Genomic DNA, 19287 nt, shown 5'->3' with positions numbered 1-19287 from the left:
CACGCTCGCGGTGAAGGGTGATGGCCATGGCGCACGAGGCGGACGTCGTCGTTGTCGGAGCCGGTCTTTCGGGGCTGATCGCGGCGCGCACCCTGCTGGCGGCCGGCCTGCGGCCGCTGATCCTGGAGGCCGACAACCGGGTGGGCGGGCGCATCCTCACCGAGGAGGCGCTGCCCGGGTTACCGGTCGACATCGGCGCCCAGTGGATCGGCGACACCCACCACCGGATGTTCGCGCTGGCCGAGGAACTGGGCGTGCCGACCTTCCCGCAGTACGACGACGGCGAGACCTCCTACGAGCTGGATGGCTCGGGAGTGTTGCGGGAGAATGCGTTTCACGCCCGTTTCAGCGGCGAACTCGCCGAGCTGGAGCGGGTGCTGCGCCGGCTCGACGAGATGGCGGCCGAGGTGCCGCCGGCCGCACCGTGGCTGGCCCCGCGGGCGGCCGACTGGGACGCGGTCACCGCCGGCGCCTGGTACGACGAGCAGGGACTCTCGCCGGTGGCGCGCACGCTACTGGAGATCTGCACGGTGGGCATCCTGGCGGTGCCGACCGTCGAGGTGTCACTGCTGCACCTGCTGTTCACCATCCAGACCTGCGGGGTCACCGCGGAGCTGTTCGCCGAGTCCGAGGGCGGCGCGCAGACCACCCGGTTCGTCGGCGGCACCGGCGAGATCCCCCGCCGATTGGCGGCATTGATCGCCGAGCACATCGTTCTCGACGCGCCGGTGCAGCTGATCGGGCACGGCCGCGACCGGGTCACCGTGCACTGCCGCGGCGGCCTGATCGCCCGGGCGCGAAGGGTCATCGTCGCGATCTCACCGACCCTGGCCGGTCGGATCATGTACGACCCACCGCTGCCGGGGCGGCGCGATCAGCTCACCCAGCGACTCCCGAACGGGTCGGCGATGAAGGCCTTCTTCGTCTACGACGAGCCGTTCTGGCGCGCCGACGGCCTCAACGGACAGATCATCTCCGACGTCGGCCCGGCCCGAATGTCCAACGACAGCGGGGTTCCCGGCGATGCGCACGGTGTGATCCTGCTGTTCCTGGAGGGCGAGCAGGCCCGCGTGTGCTCGCAGCTGCCCGAGGAGCAGCGGCGCGCGGCGCTGACCGCGGAGCTGGTCCGGCACCTCGGGCCGCGCGCCGCCCGCCCGGAGGCCTACGTCGACGGCGAGTGGTCCGAGCGGCAATGGACCCGCGGCTGCTACAACGCCAACTGCGGACCGCTGGTGTGGACCGCCTACGGCTCCGCGCTGGCCGCGCCGATCGGCGTGATCCATTGGGCCTCAACCGATACAGCGACGCGGTGGAGCGCCTACATGGAGGGCGCGGTCGACGCCGGGGAACGCGCGGCCAACGCCGTCATCGCCGAGTTGTCAGACGGCCACCGGTAACGTGGCCATCCCGCGCAGGGTGACGTTCGGCTTGTAGACCGGCTCGCCGGCCAGTTGGGCTTTGGGGAAGCGGGCGGTCAGCGCGGACAACGCGATCGTGGCCTCCAGCCGCGCCAGCGGGGCGCCGAGACAGAAGTGTGGCCCCAGCCCGAAGGCCAGGTGCCGGATGGGGCCGCGGTCGGGGTCGAACGTGTCCGGGTTGTCGTACATCTGAGGATCCCGTTGGGCGGAGGCCATCATCACCATCAGGGAATCGCCGGCGGGGACCGTGACTCCGTCGATGGTCATGTCGGTGGTGGCGACCCGGCTGGACAGCTGCACCGGCGGGTCGAAGCGCAACGTCTCCTCGACGATGGCCGACGCGCGCCCGGGATCGGAGCTCAGCGCCGCCCAATGCCGGGGCTCGCGCAGCATGGCCAGGATGGCGTTCGCGATCAGGTTGACCGTCGTCTCGTGCCCCGCGATCAGCAGCAGGTTGCAGGTGGCCACGATCTCGTCCTCGGTCAGCTGATCGCCGTCCTCCTCGGCGGCGATCAGCGCGGAGATCAGATCCTCGCGCGGGTCCCCGCGGCGCTGATCCACCAGATCGTGCAGGTAGCCGCGCAGCCAGCGGCCGGCTTCCAGGCGATCGGAGAACGAGTCGGACACCTCACCGGTGAACGTGATGAACGGGTCCAGGCCCTGGGCCAGCAGCCCGGAAGCCGCACTGAACTGCGGCTCGTCGGCCAGCGGGACACCCAGCAGGCGGCAGATCACCGCCACCGGCAGCGGGTAGGCCAGCCCGGCGATCGCGTCGAACTCCGCACCCGGTTCCAGCTCGGCGAGCAGCCCGTCGACCAGCGCGACGATCTCCGACTCGAGGGCCTTGACCACCTTGGGCGCGAACGCCTGCTGCGCCAGCTTGCGCAGGCGGGTGTGATCGGGCGGGTCGAGGAACAGAAAGCCGGGCTGTCCGAACGGCCGGGCGGGCTGCCCGGCGGCGATGGCCCGCTGCGCGACGGTGGACTTGAGCCGGTCGTTGGCCGAGGCCGGGTGGCGCAGGATCTCGTCGCACTGGGCGAAGGTGCCGAACACCGCGAAGTTCGACTCCGGCATCACGATGGGGCCGCGCTCCCGGATTTCGCTGTAGAGCGGATACGGGTCGGCCCGAGTGGCGGGGTCGAGCAGACGAAGAAGCAGTTCCTTGGGTTCGGCGAGGCCCTGCGCACCGGTCATGTTCTTATTGTGCACGCGTCTAAGAACGACGCAGGTCAGCGTGCACGCCTCCACGCCGAGATCGACGAAAAGCCGGAAACTACTCGCACTTTTCGGCCCAAACTCACCTTTGGGCGCGGGGTGGGCTCACCTTTGGGCGGTGTCGTAGTAGCGGCCGAGGACGTGCTCGCGAAGGTCTTCGAAGCGGCCGTCGACGATCGCCGCGCGGATCTGGTCGACGAGCCGGATGACGAACCGTTCGTTGTGGATCGTGCTCAGGGTGGCGGCCAGGATCTCCTTGGCCTTGAACAGATGGTGGACATAGGCGCGGGTGTAATGCGCGCAGGTGTAGCAGTCGCACTCGGGGTCCAGCGGCGTGAAGTCGCGCTTGTAGCGCGCGCCGGTGATGTTGTAGCGCCCCGTCATCGAGTAGATGGCGGCATTGCGGGCCACCCGCGACGGCGACACGCAGTCGAACGTGTCGGCGCCGGCGGCCACCGCGGCGAACAGGTCGTCGGGTTCGCTGATGCCCAGCAGGTGCCGCGGCTTGTCGTCGGGCAACTCGTCGGTGACCCAGCCGACGATGGTCGCCAGGTTCTGCTTCTCCAGGGCACCGCCGATCCCGAAGCCGTCGAATCCCCGGCCGTCCTCGTCGCGGATCTCGACCAGGCCGCGCGCCGATTCCCGCCGGAGATCCTCATACTGCGCGCCCTGCACCACCCCGAACAGCGCCTGCTCCGGCTTGTCGGCGCGGGCGCGGGTCAATCGCCGGTGCTCGGCGATGCAGCGCACCGCCCAGTCGTGCGTGCGACGCACCGACTGCTCCTGGTAGCCGCGGGTGTTCACCAGCGTGGTCAGTTCGTCGAACGCGAAGATGATGTCGGCACCCAGCTGATGCTGGATGCCCATCGACACCTCGGGGGTGAACCGGTGCGTGGACCCGTCCAGATGCGAGGTGAACGTCACGCCGTCGTCGTCGACCCGGGCCAGGCGCTCCTTGCCGGCGGCGATCACGTCGTCGGCCTGCACGCGATTGGCGTCCATCGACAAGACCTTGCGGAAACCGGCGCCCAGGGACAGCACCTGGAAGCCGCCGCTGTCGGTGAAGGTGGGGCCCGGCCAGTTCATGAACTTGCCCAGGCCACCGGCCTCGTCGACCACCTCCGGGCCGGGTTGCAGGTACAGGTGATATGCGTTGGCCAGAACCGCTTGCGCACCAAGCGATTTCATGGTTTCGGGCAGAACGGCCTTGACGGTGGCCTTGGTCCCGACGGCGATGAAGGCCGGCGTTTCGATGACACCGTGCGGGGTGTGTATCACCCCGGCGCGACCGCGGCCGTCCGGCAGCGTCTCACGCACCTCGAAGAGTTCGCCCACGCCAGGTATTCAACCCGATGCGCAGCGGACGACGGCGCGGGCCGTGGACCCGCAGGACCGGCCAGCCGTGTTTGCCCGCCGCGGCGGCCAGGCCTGGACGCGGGTTGACCGGCCGCGGATTGCCCACCGCGCGCATCAACGCCACGTCCTCGTCGCCGTCGGCGTAGAAGTAGCTGCTGCCCAGATCGACGCCGTGCCGGGCGCTGAACGTCGTCGCGGCCGCGGCCTTGCGCGCACCCCAGATGATGGGGGTGACGATCCCGCCGGTGAGCCGGCCGTGCGCGTCGACCTCGAAGTGGTTGCAGATCAGATGCGGGATGTCCAGCCCCCGTGCCACCGGGCCCGCGTGGATGGTCAGCGCCGACGAACTCAACACCACCGTGTGACCGAGGTCCTGGTGGATGCCGATGAGGCGGATCATCTCCGCGTGCAGCCGCGGCCGAATCTGGTCGGTGAACAGTTGCTCGCCGAGCTCCTCCAGTTCGGCCAACGCCGATCCGCGCAGGTACCCCGCGGCGCGCACCAGTAGCCGGTCGAACTCGATGCGTCCCCATCGGTAGCGCAGCGCTGCCTCCAGGATTCCGAACAGCTCACCAATTTTGGCCTCGCGGTTCCTGATTCGGTGACGCGCGTGTGCCGACGGCGTGAAACCGTCGATCAGCGTTCCATCGAGGTCGAAGAAGGCACCGACGTGCGCCCCCGACGGTCCCTCGGCGACCTCGGCGATCAGATCCGCCACCGCATCGACCCCTTCCGATGCGGCCAGTTTAGGCGAGTCGATCGGTCCGCCGGATTCCGCGGCGCGGCCACCGTCATACTCGACGCATGAAGCATTCAGTTCTCGCCGGCGGTTGCGCCGTGGCCCTCGCCCTGCTCGCCGGTTGCTCCTCGCAGGACGCCGAGACCTCCGACAGCACCGAGACCGCCGGTACGGCGGGGACGACCTCGGCGCCCGCGGACACCGCGCCGGGCGCCGCGCCCGCCGAGGGCGGGCCCGCAGACGGCGATCGCGTCACCTTCGGGTCCTCCGACATCGGTGAGATCTCGTCGATCACCTGTCAGACCGACGCCGGCGTCACCACCATCACCATCGCCGCCGCGCAGGACACCTCCGTCGTGGTGACCGACGAAGAGACGCCCGCGGTGAAGTCGGTGAGTATCGGCGAACCGGGTTCCGACGGGCCGTCGCTCATCTTCCTCGAGGGCGTCTCACCGGATCCGGAGGCCACCCGCGACGGCAACCGGTACACCGTGAAGGGCACCGGCATGGGCACCGAGTCCGCCGATGACGCCGACCCGGCCCAGCCCGTCGAGATGCCGTTCGAGCTCACGGTGACCTGCCCCTGACCGCGCAACGCCGACGACGCGACGGCAAAACGGGACCCCGCCGCCCGCGGCCCGGATACATTGCCCTGGTGAAGTATTCATATTTGGTCGTCGCCGCGGTCGGCGCGACGGTGCTGGCGGGTTGTTCCTCGGGCTCCGAGGAGTACACCCCGCCGCCGGGTGAGCTGGTTTCCGGAACCGCGGAGATCACCATCAACGACAACAATCTCGGCGAGTTCGATTCGGTGTCCTGCACCCCCGCGGGGTCGCAGACCACCATCACCACCGGCGACGACACCTCCGGCAGCACCCTGGTGATCTCCAACGCCGAGGGGCTGATCGCGGAATCGGTATCCGTCCGGGAACTCGGCGGCTTCACCGGCAGCTACAACCGCGGCCTCGGGGACGACGAGGCAGAGGTCACGATGAGCGGGAACACCTACACCGTCACCGGCAGCGCCGACGGTTTCGCCACGGACGCCCCCAGCTTCCGGACCACCGGCACATTCTCGATCAAGGTGGCCTGCTGACCGGATTCCGCCCTCGCGGAGCAAAAGTCGATACCGCTGTTTTCATATGACTATCGGCGTACAGCAAACAATTTTTTCATTTCCCGGTTGATCGCGGGACCGCCGACCATACTTTTTGAGGGATTCGCCGACCCCGGCGGATCACGACAAAAGGAGAACAGTGGTGAAGCGAGCGCTAGCAGTCGCTGTCAGCGGGGCGGCCATCCTGATCGGCGGGTTGGTCGGCTGTTCGAATGACAGTTCCAATTCCGATCGGGTGAACGAGGCCACCGAGAGCGCCAAGAGCGCCGTCGAGGAGGCCACCGAAACCGCCAAGAGCGCGGTCACCTCCGCCACCGACGCGGCCAAGGAAGCGGTGGACGGCCCCAAGGTCACCATCGACGGCCAAGACCAGAACATCGAGGGTGACCCCACGTGCGTCGCGATGGGCGGCAACATCCAGATCGGCCTCGGCGACCCGGCCGGCGGCATCGGCGCCGTGGTCAGCGAGGGTGATGAGCCCGTCGTGCGCTCGGTCGGACTCGGCAGCGTCGACGGCGTCGCTCTGGGCTACGCCGAAGGGGCGCCGGGCGGCGAAGCCACCGCTTCCAAGGACGGCAACACCTACACCATCACCGGCACCGCCTCGGGCGCCGACCTGGCCAACCCGATGGAGATGGTGACCAAGCCCTTCGAGATCAAGGTGACCTGCCCGTAGTCGCAGCACCTTCCGGCGACGGCGCGCCCCCGCGGGTGCGCCGTCGCTGCCGTTTCAGGCCTGAGCGTGTCGCCGAGATCGACGGAATGCCGGAAACCACTCGCACAAACCGGCCCAAACTCACCTTTCGGCGAGGTGGGTCCGGAGGCGGTCGAGGAAGGGCCGCTGGCCCTTGAGCAGCTTGGCCCGCGCGGTCTCGACCGGCAGCCACGCCACCCGGTCCACCTCGGGGAACTCGCGCATCCGCCCCGAGCCGCGGGGCCACTCGAGGGCGAAGGTGTTGCTGCGGGCCTCGGTGATGTCCAAGTCCGCGTGGACGGCGAACACCGTGACCACCTTCCCGCCGGCCTGCTTGACCTCGCCGAGGTCCAGCCGTTCCCCGCGGGGCACCGGCAGCCCGAGTTCCTCGGCGAACTCCCGCGCAGCGGCGGCCCATGGATCCTCATCCGGGCCGTACTCCCCCTTCGGGACCGACCACGCGCCCTCGTCCTTGCGCGCCCAGAATGGGCCGCCGGGATGGGCGAGCAGGACTTCGAGTTCCCCGCCCGCAGCGCCCCCGCTACTCCCCACCGCGAACCGGTACAGCAGCACCCCCGCGCTGAGCCTCGCCATCAGTCGCAGACGGCGCGCTCGAGATCTTTCAGCGCGTCCTCGAGGTGGCCGAGTAACCGCTGCAGACTCGGCACGCTGCGCCGACACCCGACGATGCCGAAGTCCAGTTGGTCCGCGTTGGACGCCAGGGTGATGTTGACGGCCTGGCCGTCCATCGCGATCGAGAGCGGATAGTTGCCCGTCAGCCGGGCGCCCTTCCAGTACATCGGCTGCCGCGGCCCCGGGACGTTGGAGATCACGACGTTGAACGGCGGCGGGGTGTTGCCCACCACGCCGGGCAGCAGGACCAGACTCAGCGGGGACAACAACGCGGCCGACAGCGCCATGGCCTGGATCTTGGGCAGCTCGGCGAAGACTTTCTTGTTGCCGGCCATCGAGTCGCTGATGGTTGCCAGCCGCAGCGCGGGGTCTTCGAGGTCGGTGGCCAGATTGCACAGCACCGCGCCGACCTGGTTCCCGCCGGCGTGGGCGTCGGCCTCCGAGCGCAGGCTCACCGGGACCATCGCGATCAGCGGGGTATCCGGCAACGCCTGCCGTTCCAGCAGGTAGGCGCGCAGCGCGCCGGCGCACATGGCCAGTACCACATCGTTGACGGTGACCCCGGCGGCCCGTTTGACCCGCTTGATCCGATCCTGCGGCCAGGACTGGGCCGCTACCCGGCGGGCCCCGCCGATCTTGCCGTTGAGGATGGTCTTCGGCGCCCCGAAGGGCAGCGTCAATTGCTGTTCGAGCAGCGCGGCGCGCGCCAGCTTGATCGTCGACGGCGCCACCCCGGCCACCGCGCCGGCGGTGTCGGTGACCGTGCGCAACAGCCGGTTGACTGGTGAGGCGGCGCTGCTGCGGGACCGCATCTTGGGCGCCAACGCCCAGGGCGCGCGCACCTCGGTGTCCTCGGGGTCGGTCGCCAGCGTGCGTTCGGTGAGCTTGAGCGCCGAGACGCCGTCGAGCAGCGCGTGGTGCACCTTGGTGTAGACGGCGAACCGCCCGTCGGGCACCCCCTCGATGAGGTGGGCCTCCCACAGCGGGCGGTGCCGGTCCAGCAGCGTGCCGTGCAACCGCGACGTCAGCTCGAGCAGGTCGCGGATGCGGCCCGGGCTCGGCAGCGCCGAACGGCGCAGGTGGTAGTCCAGGTCGACGTCGTCGTCGTAGGCCCAGCCCACGTTGGCGACCCCGCCGAGCAGGGTGGCCGGATGCTTGCGGAACGTCGGCTGGAAGTCCTCGATGGCGACGACGTCCTCGTACAGTTCCCGCACGAAATCCGGCCCGGCCCCGTCCGGCAACTCGTAGAGCGACAGCCCCCCGACGTGCATGGGATGTTCACGGCTCTCCCCCAGCAGGAAGATCAGGTCGGTCGGCGAAATCAGCTCCATGAGCCATTACTACCCGCGGGCGGCGGCGTTCATCACAGCGTTCCGAAGAACTCGAGGTGATTTCCGTCCGGGTCGGCGACGAACAACCAACCCATGCCCGGGACCGGGGCGAACTCCGTCAACGGTTCGACCAGTTCGTAGGGGGACGCGGCGATCTTGTCGGCGACCTCGCGCAGGTTCTTCACGCCGATGGTGAAGTAGCGGATCCCGGCCTGGGCCCGGCCGCCCCCCGGCGCCGCGGGCACCGGGGGCGGGTTGTCGTAGCTGACGAGTTTGACGACGCTGGTGCCGACGGCGTAGCGGCGCTGCGAGCCGCCGGGAAACTCCACCTCGCCCTGGGGTGGCAGGCCGAGAAAGCTCTCGTAGAACGCGATCATTTCGGGGAGCCGGGTGGTCACCAACGCGACCTCGATGCCGGGTGTGAGCAGATCCAGTTTCACCGTCATCGGATCATCATGACGGATCGACGAACCGGCGCCGATAGCTTTCGAACCGCTGCGCGACGACCGCGGTCTCCAGCCCGAGCGCCGCCGGATCGTGGATCACCCCGCCGTGTCGGCCGCGTGGATTCTCGGCCATGAAGTCCCGCATCGCGGCGCGGGCCCGGTCGTCGAGCGGTTGGCCGGCGCGCTGGTAGATGGTGTCCAGCGTGCCCTCCTCGTCGGCCATGAAGTCGTCGAAGCGGATGTCGATCGACTGCTGCGCGGGCAGCACGTCACGGTCGCGCACGCACCCGTCGAGCAGGTCGCCGATGCGCTGCAACCAGTGCCGCGTCAGCGTGGCCGGGTCGGGCCGCGCGGTCGACATCCGCGCCGCATAACAGATCATGGTCAGCATCGAGGTCGTCACCTCGACGGGGTCGCGATGCGTGACAACAAACGTGGCGTCTGGGAAGGTGGCGGCCAGCGTCGGGAACTGTTCGAGGTGCTGGGGCGACTTCAGCACCCACCGGCGCCCGCCGCGTAGCCACTGCAGGGCCTGCAGCGTGCGCTTGAGGTAGGCGTAGGACGGTCCCTGATCCGTGGACTTGTAGTGGTCCGCGAAACTCGGTACGTGATAGGTGGTTTCGAACAACATGCCGGCAATGTCATTGGCCAGCAGCTGGATTTCCTCATGGGCGTGCTCGACGGTCATGTCGTGCATGCGGCGGAACTCCGGCAGCGAGGTGTGCAGCAGGTCGAGGCCGGCGGCGCAGCGCTGCCGCCGGGGTTCGGGGTCGTCGGGCTCGGGCGTCGGGAACGGTTCCAGGCTCTCCCAATACGGCAGGTGCCGTAGGCCGGGGTCGGCGGCCAGCAGATTGTGCAGGTGGGTGGTGCCGGTGCGGGGCAGGCCGCAGATGATGATCGGCCGGTCGATCACCACCTCCTCGATCTCGGGGTGGGCGGCGATCAGCGCCTCCAGCCGCAGCCGGTTGACCAGGTTGCCCACCAGTTGCTCGAAGACGACGGCGGTACCCACGTCGGACAGCCCGGCTTCGTCGCGCAGCGCGGTGCACAGGATCTCGAGGCGGCCGCGGAACGCGGGGTCACCCCAGTCGTGCAGGCCGGTGCGCTCGGCGGCGGTCGCGCACAGCACGTCGGGTTCCAGTTGCACCGTCGCGCTGTAGGCGGCCAGGCCGTCGCGGATCGGTTGTGCGGCTTCGGGATACACCGGCTCGCTTAGGTCGGTGAACCGGATCGGCGCCGGCGTGCTGGTCACCGGGCGCCCCGCGCGGCCTCGGCGAGGTCGACGACGCGACACTGCGGCCGCTGCGGCGTCTGTTCGGGCAGGAACCAGCGCAGCCAGATCAGCCCGCTGGCACGGCCGGCGGTGGACACCCAGTTGGGGTGGCCCGGATCGCGGTCGCTGATGACGATCTCCCAGGATCCGTCGGGCTCGTAGCTGACCTGCGCGCCGTTGATGGTCACGCGTTCGTAGGTGTGGTCGAAGGTGTGCAGGAACGGGTTCCACAGGCACAGGTTCCAGAACACGCACTCCGGTGAGGTTCCCGTCACCACGAGCGCCTGATCGGGTCCCAGCTCGTAGGCCCCCATCGCGTAGGCGGCGTCGGCGGCCGACCAGCCGTAGGCATGCTCGGGCACCGGGAACGGCTCGTGGATCTCGTTGGGCGGCCCGATCCGGCTGGGCAGGAACGACACCTGTTCGCGCAGCCAGGTTTTGGCGGCCCGCAGCCGGCGGGTCAGGTCCTCGGCGCTGTCGCGGCGACGCGGCGGCGGGTCCAGCGCCTCGATCTTCCATTCGGGCCTGCGGCCGGTGCCGGGTTCGGTGAGGTAGTCGCGGGTCAGCGCGAACTCCGCGTCCGGGTCGAGTCGCAGCCAGGCGCCCGGCTGGGGTTCGGGGCTGAGCAGGAACTCGAAGTTGCCGTCGGCGTCGATGTCCAGGCTGCGGTCGTTCATGGTGCCGACGATGCGGTTGCTGTACTGCCCGCCGCCGGGTCCGCCGTACACAGTCATCGACAGGTACGCGGCGTCGCCGCGGTTTCCGGTGACCCGGTAGGTGCGGTTCGGGTCCAACGGCGCGAGTTGATAGAAGGCGTCCGAATTGTCGCCGCCCCATTTGAGATACGGGCCGATGATGTCGGTCAGGATCGGGTTGTCCCGGTCGCCCCACACGTAGGCGTCGACGGTGACGCGCAGCAGGCTGAACGTCAACCGGTAGCCGTCGAGCAGGTCGGGCTCGCTCAGCGGCGGGTCGGCGGTGAGCAGCTTCTGCTCGATGGCGCGCAGTTCGTCGAGCAGTTCGTTGTAGGCGGCCGACAGCTCCGGTATGTGGCTCATCGCGATGCCTTCTTTCGGGTTGGGGCGCAGCGGACGCCCTGAATGACCAGGGCGCACAGTCGATCTGCGAGGTCTTGGTCGGCGGTGCCGCCCAGCTGGGCGTGGTAGAAGGTGGTTCCGATGAGCACCTGATAGATGGTGTCCACGTCGGTATCGGGGGCCACCGCCCCCTGCTCGACCCCGGCGCGTACCAGTTCCCGGAACGCGGTACGGGTGCGCTCGTCGAGCAACTGTTGGGTGCGGATGTGCAGATCCGGGTTGCGGTGCCGTTCGGCGAGGATGCCCAGCGCCGCGGCCTCGACGACGGGGTCGCTCCAGAACGTCAGCGCGCCCCGGACGAACGCCCGCAGATCGGTTTCGAAATCCCCTGATGGAGGCGGTAATTCGGCCTGCCTCGGGGCGGCGAACGCCGCGTCGAACACCACGTGCGCTTTGGACGGCCAGCGCCGATACACCGTGGGCCGGCTGACGCCGGCCGCCTTGGCGATGGATTCGATGCTCAACTGCTCGTAGCCGTCGCGGGCCAGGAGCCGACGAGTGGCCGCCATGATGTCGCGGTCGGTGCGCGGGTCGCGGGGGCGACCGCGGACGGCGGACTCGTCGATCACGCGGTTATGGTTACACGCCGTAACGTAAATGGTGCGGGGTTTGGTCGAACGCGGTCGCGGCTTACGATCGGGGTGTGGACTTACTACGTGACGTAGTTGTATTGGTTCATCTGATCGGGTTCGCCACCTTGTTCGGCGCCTGGGTCACCGAGTTCGTCTCCCGGCAATTCCGGGTGAGCCGGGTGATGGATTACGGACTGCTGGTGTCGCTGCTGACCGGTCTCGCCCTGGCCGCGCCGTGGCCGGCGGGCATCGAACTGAATTACCCGAAGCTGGGCATCAAACTGGTGCTGCTGGTGGTGATCGGCGGGCTGATCGGGATGGGCGGGGCGCGCCAGAAGCGCACCGGGCAGCCCGTCCCGCGCGGGATGTTCTACGCCGTCGGGATCCTGGTGCTCGCCGCGGCCGGCATCGCGGTGCTCTGGTAGTCGCCGCTCAGCGCACCACCAGGGTGGACCCGTCGGCGTCGGGGCCGAGGTCGGCACCGACCGTGCGGGCCACCCCCTCGGCCACGACGAAGAACTCGTAGTGGCCGGGTTCGGCGAGGTCGAACTGGACTCGGCCCGCGCCGTCGGTGTTGACGGTGATGTCGTGCACTTCCACAGGCGCGCTGCGGATCCCGACGGTGGCGTCCACCAGGGCGCGACCGTCGGGATCCTCGAAGCGCAGGGTCACCACAGGCGCCCCACCGACCTCGGCTTGTCCATTGCGGCTATTGTCCCTCGTTCTTCCAGGCCAGGAGCCGGTCGAACACGTTGCCGTTGATTCGGGTCGCCGAATTCCCCGAGGTGTGGCCGTTGGTGTGGACCCCGACCGCGTAGCGCTGGTTGTTCTGCAGCACCCAGACCGGGGAGCCGCTCTGGCCGCCGACCGTGTCGATGTCGTAGGTGATCACCCTTTCCGCAACCGATTTCGTCCGCTGCGCCATGAACCACTGCTCGTTGGGCTTGTCTCCCGGATAGCCGGACAGGTTCAACGCGGACCCCAGCAGGAAGTTGTCGTTGCGTGAGGCGAAACCGAAGGTCCCGGTCTGCGCGCCCGGACGCGCGTTGCCGGGCAGGATGATCGCACCGTAGTCGTGGGTGCGCTGCTTGCTCGAGGTCCAGCCGGTGACGCTGCGCAGCGAGGCCCGCGGCGCGGTGAACGTCCCGAAGGGGCGCTGCGCGCCGTTGCGGCCCGGGACCACCTCGATCGAACGGGCCCAACCGCCGCGCTCATGCAGGAAGACGCAGTGCCCGGCGGTGATGATGGTGCGCGGGCTGATGAGGAACCCGGTGCCGCCCAGGACCGCTCCGTTGTCCGCGACGATCCGCAGGTGCACGATCGCCGACCAGGGATACGTGGCGGTGCCATGGACGCGGATGCGCTCGTCGGCGCCGATGATGACCTCGGAGACATTCTCGAGTTCGGGATAGCTGCCGAGGATGGCGTCCGGCAGCACCTCGACGGCGTCGATCTCCGTCAGTGCGGGGGCCCCGAACTCGATGTCGGTGTCCTCGCCGACGGCGAGCGCAGTCGCGCCGGAAGACTCCGCGTCGGGATCCGGATTGTTGAGCTCGAGCCCGTTGGGCGACTCATACTCCGTGGTGGAGGTGGGCGCCGGCGCGGCCGGCGGCGCGGCAACGCCCACCGACTCGTACTGCGTCTCCGACAGCTTGCCGTTTGCCTTGGTCAGTTGAGACATCGCGTGCTCCTGGGTGTGGGTGGTCTCGCGCCGGCCGGCGCAGCACCGATGCTCGTCGGCTCCCAGACCGCGGCCACGCGTACTCGGCTACCTGCGTTGCAGGGATACCGCCACGCGCCCCGGGCCACCTCGTGAAGTCCACGCATTGAAAAAGCCCCCCACCTGCATTCGCAGGCGGCGGGCTTTGGCGGTGGCGGTGGGATTTGAACCCACGGTGGAGGGTTACTCCACACACGCTTTCGAGGCGTGCTCCTTAGGCCGCTCGGACACGCCACCGTGTGGCAGCTTACCGGCCGAGGTCCCACTGGCCATAATCGCGGCGGTGGCCAGCGTCAAGTCCCGTTTCTACGCCGAGATCAGCACCAGGGCTGTGCCGGTGGCCGCGGTGCGACCCTGAGCGCAATCTCGGCACAGCGGGGCCTCGGCGCCGCGGGTCCTTCGCCAGGCCCTGATGCACCTTGGTTGCCGTGAGCACCGTGTCGAGCGGGCGCAGACTACGAGAAAGTGTCGGTGTGTCAGCCGGAGACATGCACGGTCGCGGCAGAGGTGTCCAGGCGGCTCACCGCTGGCGGGCGAAAAATTCCTCCAGCGGGGCCGCGCACTGCTCGGCCAGGATGCCGCCGCGCACCTGCGGACGATGCGTCAGCCGGCGGTCGCGCACCACATCCCACAGCGAGCCCACCGCCCCGGTCTTGGGCTCCCAGGCGCCGAACACCACCCGCGCCACCCGGGCCATCACGAGTGCACCGGCGCACATCGTGCACGGCTCGACGGTGACCGCCAGGGTCGCGCCTTCGAGCCGCCAGCCGTCCCCCAGCACGCCGGCGGCCGCCCGCAGCGCCAGGATCTCGGCGTGCGCAGTCGGGTCGCCGGCCGCCTCGCGGGCGTTGGCCGCCCGGGCCAGCTCCACCCCATCGGCGGAGACGACGACGGCACCGATCGGGACGTCGCGCGGGCCGGCCGTCCGCGCCGCCGCCAACGCCGCCCGGATCAGCGACTCGTCGTCGGGGACGCCGCTCACCGAGACAGTTTGTCCAGCACCGCCGACAGCTCGTCGGCGAAGCCCATCTCGCGGGCGATGCTGGTGATCTGCTCGTCGGCGTACAGGTCGGTCTCGGCCAGGATCGCGCTGAGCACGTCCTCGTGCAGGCCCAGATCGGACAGCACCGCCAGGTCGCCCTCGGCGAACGGATCGGAATCCTCGAGGTCGTCGTCGTCGATCTCGGCGTCCAGGTTGTCCAGCGCCTCGGACGCGATGTCGTAGTCGAGCGCCGCGGTGGCATCCGACAGCAGCATCCGGGTGCCGCCGGGGGCCGGGCGCATCACGATGAAGAACTCGTCGTCGATGTCGAGCAGCCCGAACACCGCACCCGCGCTGCGCAGTTCGCACAGCTCGGTCTCGGCCGCGGTGAGGCTGCTCAGCGCCCGCGCGCGCAGCGCCGTGCACCGCCAGCGGCCGTCCTCGCGCACCACTGCGACACCGAAGCCGTCCGGGGCGCCGGCTTCGGTGGGTACTTCCTGCTTCGACCGCTGGGGTCCCATGCGGGCTAACGGTAGTCCCAGACCTACCGGTTGACCAGGCGATCGGTACCCGCGCCGCCGGTATGCCAATCTGGACAGCGTGACAGCCACCCCCGTCTGCGTCCTGGGTCTCGGTCTCATCGGCGGCTCATTGCTGCGCGCCGCGGCGAACGCGGGCCGCACCGTGTTCGGTTACAACCGGTCGATCGACGGCGTCCAGGCCGCCACCGCCGACGGCTTCGACGCCTCCGCCGACATCGACGCCACGCTGGTCCGCGCCGCCGAGACCGGTGCTCTGATCGTGGTGGCGGTCCCCATGCCGGCGCTGCCCACGATGCTGACCCACGTCGCCGAGATCGCCCCGGACAATCCCCTCACCGACGTCATCAGCGTCAAGTCCGCGGTGCTCGACGGGGTCCGGGAGGCCGGCCTGCTGGACCGCTACGTCGGCGGACACCCGATGGCCGGCACCGCGTTCTCGGGCTGGGCCGCGGGCACCGGCCGGCTCTTCATCGACGCCCCCTGGGTGGTGTCGGTCGACGATCACGTGGACCCGCACGTCTGGTCGCAGGTGATGCACCTGGCGCTGGACTGCGGCTCGTTCGTGGTGCCGGCCCGGTCCGACGAACACGACGCCGCGGCGGCCGCCATCTCGCATCTGCCGCATCTGACCGCCGAGGCCATGGCGATCATCGCCTCCGACGTGCCGCTGGCCTTCGCGCTGGCCGCCGGCTCCTTCCGCGACGGCACCCGGGTTGCGGCCACCGCCCCGGATCTGGTGCGGGCGATGTGCGAAACCAACGGCCCGGAGCTGCTGCCGCTGCTGGACCGCACCATCGAGCTGTTGACCGAAACTCGGCGTGCGCTGGCCGACGGCGGCTCGGTGGCCGAATTGGTCGAGGCGGGGCACGCCGCGCGCACCCGCTATGACAGCTTCACGCGTCCCAACACGGTCGGGATCGTGATCGGCGAGGAGGACTGGCGCGACACGCTCGCCGCGTCGGGGCGCGGCGGCTGGGTGATCAGATCCGCTCTGCCAGGCCCGGATAGTCGATAGGGAAGCCCTCGTCGTCGACGGTGATGGTGGTCTGCGAGACCGGTGAGCGCAGCTTGATGCCGTCGCCGCCGCTGCTATAGCCGATGGTCACCGGCTCCACCCTGAGCTCCGGCAACCACACGTAGACCACCGGCAGCGTCACCGAATCCTTGCGGCGGTGCAGCCCCGTGCGTCGGATCGGCAGCGCGTTGAAGAACGGGCTGAAGACCACGTCCACGTCCAGCGCGCCGTCGAACGCGGCCCGGGAGGTCTGACCGGTGTGGTCCTGCACCAGCCACATGTTCTCCTCGTCGCGCGCGATCGACAGTTGCCGCTCCCGCTCGGCCAGCGTGACCGACATGGACAGCCGCTTGGTGGCTCCCGACTCGTCGGTCACCAGGTCGTAGGAGGCGCCGAACGCGGGGAACTTGTCGGTTGCCGCCGACACGATGCGGCCGTTGGCTTTGATGCGGTTGCCGGACAGGGCGATCCGCACCGACTCCATCCGAGGGAGGTCGTGGGCGCGCCAGGTCAGGATCGCCGGCCAGGCGCTGTCCTTCGTCTTGTCGGGAGCAGTCACGCGTCTACCGTAAGCGACGAGGTGGTCGCCGCGTAGTCCGGTCAGCGACAAACCGGTCCGGTTCCCCGGACTCCAGGGCCACCTCGTCGCTCAGCAACGGCTGCGGCATCCGCCCGCCGAACCGCCGCAGCCGGCCGGATCCGGGCACCGACAACCACACCGCCAACGCGCAGGCGGCGTCGAGGATCAGCGCCAGCGCGGTGACCAGCAGGGCACCCACCAGCGCGATGTGGAACTGCCGCATCTTGATGCCGTCGATCAGGTAGCGGCCCAGCCCGCCGAGGCTGGCGTAGGCGGCCACCGTGGCGGTGGCCACGATCTGCAGGGTCGCGGTGCGCAGCCCGCCGAGGATCAGCGGCAGCGCGATGGGGGTCTCGACGCGCAGCAGGACCCGCCGCTCGGTCATCCCCATCGCCCGCGCCGCATCGACGACGGCGGCGTCCACGTTGGCGATGCCCGCGTAGGTGCCGGCCAGCAGCGGCGGGATGCCCAGCAGCATCAGCGCGACGGTCGGCGGCACCAGCCCCAGGCCCCACAACAACACCCCCAGCAGCAGCACGCCCAGGGTGGGCAGCGCCCGCAGCGCGTTGACGCCGCTGACCACCAGGAAGGTGCCGCGGCCGGTGTGACCGATCACCATCCCCAGCGGCACGGCGATCAGCACGGAGAACAGCAGCGCGAGCACCGTGTACTGCAGGTGCTCGAACGTGCGGGCAGCCATGCCCGCCGGGCCGGCCCAGTTGGCGGCGGTGAAGATGAACGACAGCGCATCGGACAGGAAGTTCATCCGCCGCCCCCGCTGCGGACCAGGCGGCGGGGCGCGCGGGTGGCCCGCGCCCACGGCGTGATGGCCCGGCCCGCCAGCATGATCAGCGCGTCGACGACGACGGCCAGTACGAAGATCGCGACGATGCCGGCAACGATCTGATCGCTCTTGTCGGCCTGATAGCCCTCGGTGAACCAGGTGCCCAGGCCGCCGATGCCGATCACCGAACCCACCGACACCATCGAGATGTTGGTCACCGCCACCACCCGCAGGCTCGCGACCAGCACCGGAATCGCCAGCGGCAGCTCCACTTTGAGCAGCTGCGTGACACGGCGGTAGCCGACGGCGGTGGCCGCGTCGCGCACGTGTGCGGGCACCGCGTCCAGCGCCTCCGGGACGGCGCGCACCAGCAGCGCCGCGGTGTAGAGCGTGAGGGCGACGATGACGTTCGCCTCGTCGAGGATGCGCGTGGGAATGATCAACGGCAACACCACGAACAGCGCCAGCGACGGGATGGTGAAGATGATGCTGGCGGTCACCGTGGTCAGCCGTCGCCAGGTGGTGGTGCGCTGCACCAGCGCGCCGAGCGGTACCGCGATCAGCAGGCCCAACACGATCGGGATCAGCGACAGCCGCAGGTGCACCACCGTCAGCGCCCAGGCGTCGTCGAGGTGGGTCAGCAGGTAACGCACGGCTAGCCCTGCCGCTGCCGCTGCTCGCGCGCGGCACTCAGCGCGGCCAGCACGTCCTCGGCGCGCACCCCGCCGGCGACCCGGCCGTCGGCCCCGACGGCCACCCCCAGACCCGACGGCGAGGACAGCGCCGCGTCCAGCGCCTGCCGTAGCGTCCCTTCCGGACCCAGCAGCGAACCGCCCGCAATGGTGCTGTCGTACAACGACTTTCCGGACCGGCGCAGCGCCACCCCCGCGGCGTCGATCCAGGCGTACGGGCTGCCGTCGGCCTTGGTCACCAGCGCCCACTGCCCGGGTTCGAGCGCCAATGCCTCGACGCCGTCCTCGCCGACGGACGTCAGGTCGTGCAGCGGCAGGCCGGTGGCGCCGAAGAACTGCAGACCGCGGTAGCCGCGGTCGGCGCCGACGAACCCCGCGACGAAGTCGTTGGCCGGGTTCGACAGCAGCCGGGCCGGCGGGTCGTACTGCTGCAGCACGCCGCCGCGGCCGAACACCGCCACCCGGTCGCCCAGCTTGAGCGCCTCGTCGATGTCGTGGGTGACGAACACGACCGTCTTCTTCAGTTCGCCTTGCAGCCGCCGGATCTCGGCCTGCAGCTCGTCACGGACCACCGGGTCGACCGCGCTGAACGGCTCGTCCATCAACAGGATCGGCGGGTCGGCGGCCAGCGCCCGCGCCACCCCCACCCGCTGCTGCTGACCGCCGGAGAGCTGCGCGGGATACCGCTTGCCCAACTTGGGATCCAGACCGACCCGCTCCAGCACCTCGTAGGCCTGCTGCCGGGCCTTGCGGCGGGACTCGCCCTGCAGGACCGGCACGGTGGCGACGTTGTCGATGACGCGCTGATGCGGCATCAGGCCGGCGCTCTGGATGACGTAGCCGATGCCGCGCCGCAGCTTGACCGGATCCACCGTGGCGACGTCGCGGCCGTCGACCAGCAGCGTGCCCGAGGTCGGCTCGATCATCCGGTTGATCATGCGCATCGAGGTGGTCTTGCCGCACCCCGACGGCCCGACGAACGCGGCCAGCGTCCCGGTGGGAACCTCCAGGCTCAACCGGTCGACGGCGACGGTGCCGTCCGGGAACTTCTTGGTGACGTCCTCGAACCGGATCACGGGAT

At 69.8% G+C, this 19287-nt stretch carries 23 protein-coding genes and 1 tRNA gene; 6 read left to right on the top strand and 18 right to left on the bottom strand.

Annotated features, from left to right (window positions below):
* Nucleotides 1-26 precede the first annotated feature (26 nt).
* Complete coding sequence (locus R2K23_RS01030; protein ID WP_316513720.1) at nucleotides 27-1397, top strand: flavin monoamine oxidase family protein; 1371 nt, start codon at nucleotides 27-29, stop codon at nucleotides 1395-1397.
* Here the strand turns inward: R2K23_RS01030 and R2K23_RS01025 are convergent.
* From R2K23_RS01025 to R2K23_RS01015, 3 genes are all read right to left on the bottom strand, one after another.
* A complete protein-coding gene (locus R2K23_RS01025) occupies nucleotides 1380-2612 on the bottom strand; it encodes a cytochrome P450 (RefSeq protein ID WP_316513719.1) in 1233 nt (410 codons plus the stop codon). The two genes, R2K23_RS01030 and R2K23_RS01025, sit on opposite strands and share 18 nt — an antisense overlap.
* Before the next feature lie 126 nt (nucleotides 2613-2738).
* Nucleotides 2739-3968: a tRNA guanosine(34) transglycosylase Tgt gene (gene tgt / locus R2K23_RS01020; RefSeq protein WP_316513718.1), complete on the bottom strand. Its 1230-nt coding sequence runs from the start codon at nucleotides 3966-3968 to the stop codon at nucleotides 2739-2741.
* On the bottom strand, nucleotides 3943-4707 hold the full coding sequence (locus tag R2K23_RS01015; protein WP_316513717.1) for an HAD family hydrolase: 765 nt from the start codon (nucleotides 4705-4707) through the stop codon (nucleotides 3943-3945). Before R2K23_RS01015 ends, tgt begins: the two co-directional genes overlap by 26 nt.
* Nucleotides 4708-4793: 86 nt before the next feature.
* Here R2K23_RS01015 and R2K23_RS01010 point away from each other — a divergent pair, with 86 nt between their 5' ends.
* The 3 genes from R2K23_RS01010 (at nucleotide 4794) to R2K23_RS01000 (ending at nucleotide 6521) form a co-directional block, all read left to right on the top strand.
* Nucleotides 4794-5315, top strand: a complete 522-nt coding sequence (locus R2K23_RS01010) for a lipoprotein LpqH (protein ID WP_316513716.1) — start codon at nucleotides 4794-4796, stop codon at nucleotides 5313-5315.
* A 68-nt stretch (nucleotides 5316-5383) separates the two neighbouring features.
* Entirely contained in the window at nucleotides 5384-5824 is a 441-nt protein-coding gene (locus R2K23_RS01005; protein ID WP_316513715.1) for a lipoprotein LpqH, read from the top strand.
* Nucleotides 5825-5987: 163 nt separating this feature from the next.
* Nucleotides 5988-6521: a lipoprotein LpqH gene (locus R2K23_RS01000; protein ID WP_316513714.1), complete on the top strand. Its 534-nt coding sequence runs from the start codon at nucleotides 5988-5990 to the stop codon at nucleotides 6519-6521.
* 120 nt (nucleotides 6522-6641) lie between these two features.
* Here R2K23_RS01000 and R2K23_RS00995 read toward each other — a convergent pair whose 3' ends face one another.
* The 6 genes from R2K23_RS00995 to R2K23_RS00970 are packed head-to-tail and all read right to left on the bottom strand — an operon-like array spanning nucleotide 6642 to nucleotide 11888.
* On the bottom strand, nucleotides 6642-7133 hold the full coding sequence (locus tag R2K23_RS00995) for an NUDIX hydrolase (RefSeq protein WP_316513713.1): 492 nt from the start codon (nucleotides 7131-7133) through the stop codon (nucleotides 6642-6644).
* Nucleotides 7133-8503, bottom strand: a complete 1371-nt coding sequence (locus R2K23_RS00990) for a WS/DGAT/MGAT family O-acyltransferase (protein ID WP_316513712.1) — start codon at nucleotides 8501-8503, stop codon at nucleotides 7133-7135. Before R2K23_RS00990 ends, R2K23_RS00995 begins: the two co-directional genes overlap by 1 nt.
* A 32-nt stretch (nucleotides 8504-8535) precedes the next feature.
* Nucleotides 8536-8949, bottom strand: coding sequence for a VOC family protein (locus R2K23_RS00985; protein ID WP_316513711.1), 414 nt, complete (start codon nucleotides 8947-8949; stop codon nucleotides 8536-8538).
* A 7-nt stretch (nucleotides 8950-8956) separates the two neighbouring features.
* Entirely contained in the window at nucleotides 8957-10201 is a 1245-nt protein-coding gene (locus R2K23_RS00980; RefSeq protein WP_316513710.1) for a sulfotransferase family protein, read from the bottom strand.
* Nucleotides 10198-11280 (bottom strand): DUF1214 domain-containing protein, encoded by a 1083-nt coding sequence (locus R2K23_RS00975; protein ID WP_316513709.1) that lies wholly within the window; start codon nucleotides 11278-11280, stop codon nucleotides 10198-10200. Before R2K23_RS00975 ends, R2K23_RS00980 begins: the two co-directional genes overlap by 4 nt.
* Nucleotides 11277-11888, bottom strand: a complete 612-nt coding sequence (locus R2K23_RS00970) for a TetR/AcrR family transcriptional regulator (protein ID WP_316513708.1) — start codon at nucleotides 11886-11888, stop codon at nucleotides 11277-11279. Before R2K23_RS00970 ends, R2K23_RS00975 begins: the two co-directional genes overlap by 4 nt.
* Before the next feature lie 74 nt (nucleotides 11889-11962).
* On the opposite strand from R2K23_RS00970, the gene R2K23_RS00965 reads away from it, so the two are divergent.
* Nucleotides 11963-12316 (top strand): Fe-S protein, encoded by a 354-nt coding sequence (locus tag R2K23_RS00965; RefSeq protein ID WP_316513707.1) that lies wholly within the window; start codon nucleotides 11963-11965, stop codon nucleotides 12314-12316.
* A gap of 7 nt (nucleotides 12317-12323) precedes the next feature.
* Here the strand turns inward: R2K23_RS00965 and R2K23_RS00960 are convergent, their stop codons facing one another.
* From R2K23_RS00960 to R2K23_RS00940, 5 genes are all read right to left on the bottom strand, one after another.
* Nucleotides 12324-12563 (bottom strand): hypothetical protein, encoded by a 240-nt coding sequence (locus R2K23_RS00960; RefSeq protein ID WP_316513706.1) that lies wholly within the window; start codon nucleotides 12561-12563, stop codon nucleotides 12324-12326.
* 37 nt (nucleotides 12564-12600) lie between these two features.
* The gene (locus R2K23_RS00955; protein WP_316513705.1) at nucleotides 12601-13572 is read right to left on the bottom strand and encodes a trypsin-like serine peptidase; all 972 of its coding nucleotides are present in this window, start codon (nucleotides 13570-13572) and stop codon (nucleotides 12601-12603) included.
* Nucleotides 13573-13757: 185 nt separating this feature from the next.
* Nucleotides 13758-13848 (bottom strand) — tRNA-Ser (locus R2K23_RS00950).
* A gap of 283 nt (nucleotides 13849-14131) precedes the next feature.
* Nucleotides 14132-14593 (bottom strand): nucleoside deaminase, encoded by a 462-nt coding sequence (locus tag R2K23_RS00945; protein WP_316513704.1) that lies wholly within the window; start codon nucleotides 14591-14593, stop codon nucleotides 14132-14134.
* The gene (locus tag R2K23_RS00940; RefSeq protein WP_316513703.1) at nucleotides 14590-15114 is read right to left on the bottom strand and encodes a tRNA adenosine deaminase-associated protein; all 525 of its coding nucleotides are present in this window, start codon (nucleotides 15112-15114) and stop codon (nucleotides 14590-14592) included. The genes R2K23_RS00945 and R2K23_RS00940 overlap by 4 nt, the downstream gene beginning before the upstream one ends.
* A 79-nt stretch (nucleotides 15115-15193) precedes the next feature.
* Here R2K23_RS00940 and R2K23_RS00935 point away from each other — a divergent pair, with 79 nt between their 5' ends.
* Nucleotides 15194-16150 (top strand): prephenate dehydrogenase, encoded by a 957-nt coding sequence (locus R2K23_RS00935; protein ID WP_316513702.1) that lies wholly within the window; start codon nucleotides 15194-15196, stop codon nucleotides 16148-16150.
* Here the strand turns inward: R2K23_RS00935 and R2K23_RS00930 are convergent.
* From R2K23_RS00930 to R2K23_RS00915, 4 genes are read right to left on the bottom strand one after another with little or no spacing between them, the layout of a single operon-like run.
* On the bottom strand, nucleotides 16116-16709 hold the full coding sequence (locus R2K23_RS00930) for a putative glycolipid-binding domain-containing protein (protein WP_316513701.1): 594 nt from the start codon (nucleotides 16707-16709) through the stop codon (nucleotides 16116-16118). The genes R2K23_RS00935 and R2K23_RS00930 overlap by 35 nt on opposite strands.
* Before the next feature lie 4 nt (nucleotides 16710-16713).
* Nucleotides 16714-17496: an ABC transporter permease gene (locus tag R2K23_RS00925; RefSeq protein WP_316513700.1), complete on the bottom strand. Its 783-nt coding sequence runs from the start codon at nucleotides 17494-17496 to the stop codon at nucleotides 16714-16716.
* Complete coding sequence (locus R2K23_RS00920) at nucleotides 17493-18167, bottom strand: ABC transporter permease (RefSeq protein WP_316513699.1); 675 nt, start codon at nucleotides 18165-18167, stop codon at nucleotides 17493-17495. Before R2K23_RS00920 ends, R2K23_RS00925 begins: the two co-directional genes overlap by 4 nt.
* 2 nt (nucleotides 18168-18169) lie before the next feature.
* Nucleotides 18170-19282 carry an ABC transporter ATP-binding protein gene (locus R2K23_RS00915; RefSeq protein WP_316513698.1) on the bottom strand — a complete coding sequence of 371 codons (1113 nt, stop codon included), beginning with the start codon at nucleotides 19280-19282 and terminating at the stop codon, nucleotides 18170-18172.
* Nucleotides 19283-19287: the final 5 nt, after the last annotated feature.

The sequence above is a fragment of the Mycolicibacterium sp. MU0050 genome (assembly GCF_963378085.1).
In the GTDB taxonomy this organism is placed as follows: domain Bacteria; phylum Actinomycetota; class Actinomycetes; order Mycobacteriales; family Mycobacteriaceae; genus Mycobacterium; species Mycobacterium wendilense.
This window is presented reverse-complemented; position numbering and strand designations above follow the sequence as displayed.

Excerpts from the sequence above, each read along its gene's own strand:
- R2K23_RS01030 (WP_316513720.1), top strand. The coding sequence starts at position 27 with ATGGCGCACGAGGCGGACGTCGTCGTTGTCGGAGCCGGTCTTTCGGGG.
- R2K23_RS01025 (WP_316513719.1), bottom strand. The coding sequence starts at position 2,612 with ATGACCGGTGCGCAGGGCCTCGCCGAACCCAAGGAACTGCTTCTTCGT.
- R2K23_RS01010 (WP_316513716.1), top strand. The coding sequence starts at position 4,794 with ATGAAGCATTCAGTTCTCGCCGGCGGTTGCGCCGTGGCCCTCGCCCTG.
- R2K23_RS00995 (WP_316513713.1), bottom strand. The coding sequence starts at position 7,133 with ATGGCGAGGCTCAGCGCGGGGGTGCTGCTGTACCGGTTCGCGGTGGGG.
- R2K23_RS00990 (WP_316513712.1), bottom strand. The coding sequence starts at position 8,503 with ATGGAGCTGATTTCGCCGACCGACCTGATCTTCCTGCTGGGGGAGAGC.
- R2K23_RS00985 (WP_316513711.1), bottom strand. The coding sequence starts at position 8,949 with ATGACGGTGAAACTGGATCTGCTCACACCCGGCATCGAGGTCGCGTTG.
- R2K23_RS00975 (WP_316513709.1), bottom strand. The coding sequence starts at position 11,280 with ATGAGCCACATACCGGAGCTGTCGGCCGCCTACAACGAACTGCTCGAC.
- R2K23_RS00955 (WP_316513705.1), bottom strand. The coding sequence starts at position 13,572 with ATGTCTCAACTGACCAAGGCAAACGGCAAGCTGTCGGAGACGCAGTAC.
- R2K23_RS00940 (WP_316513703.1), bottom strand. The coding sequence starts at position 15,114 with ATGGGACCCCAGCGGTCGAAGCAGGAAGTACCCACCGAAGCCGGCGCC.
- R2K23_RS00925 (WP_316513700.1), bottom strand. The coding sequence starts at position 17,496 with ATGAACTTCCTGTCCGATGCGCTGTCGTTCATCTTCACCGCCGCCAAC.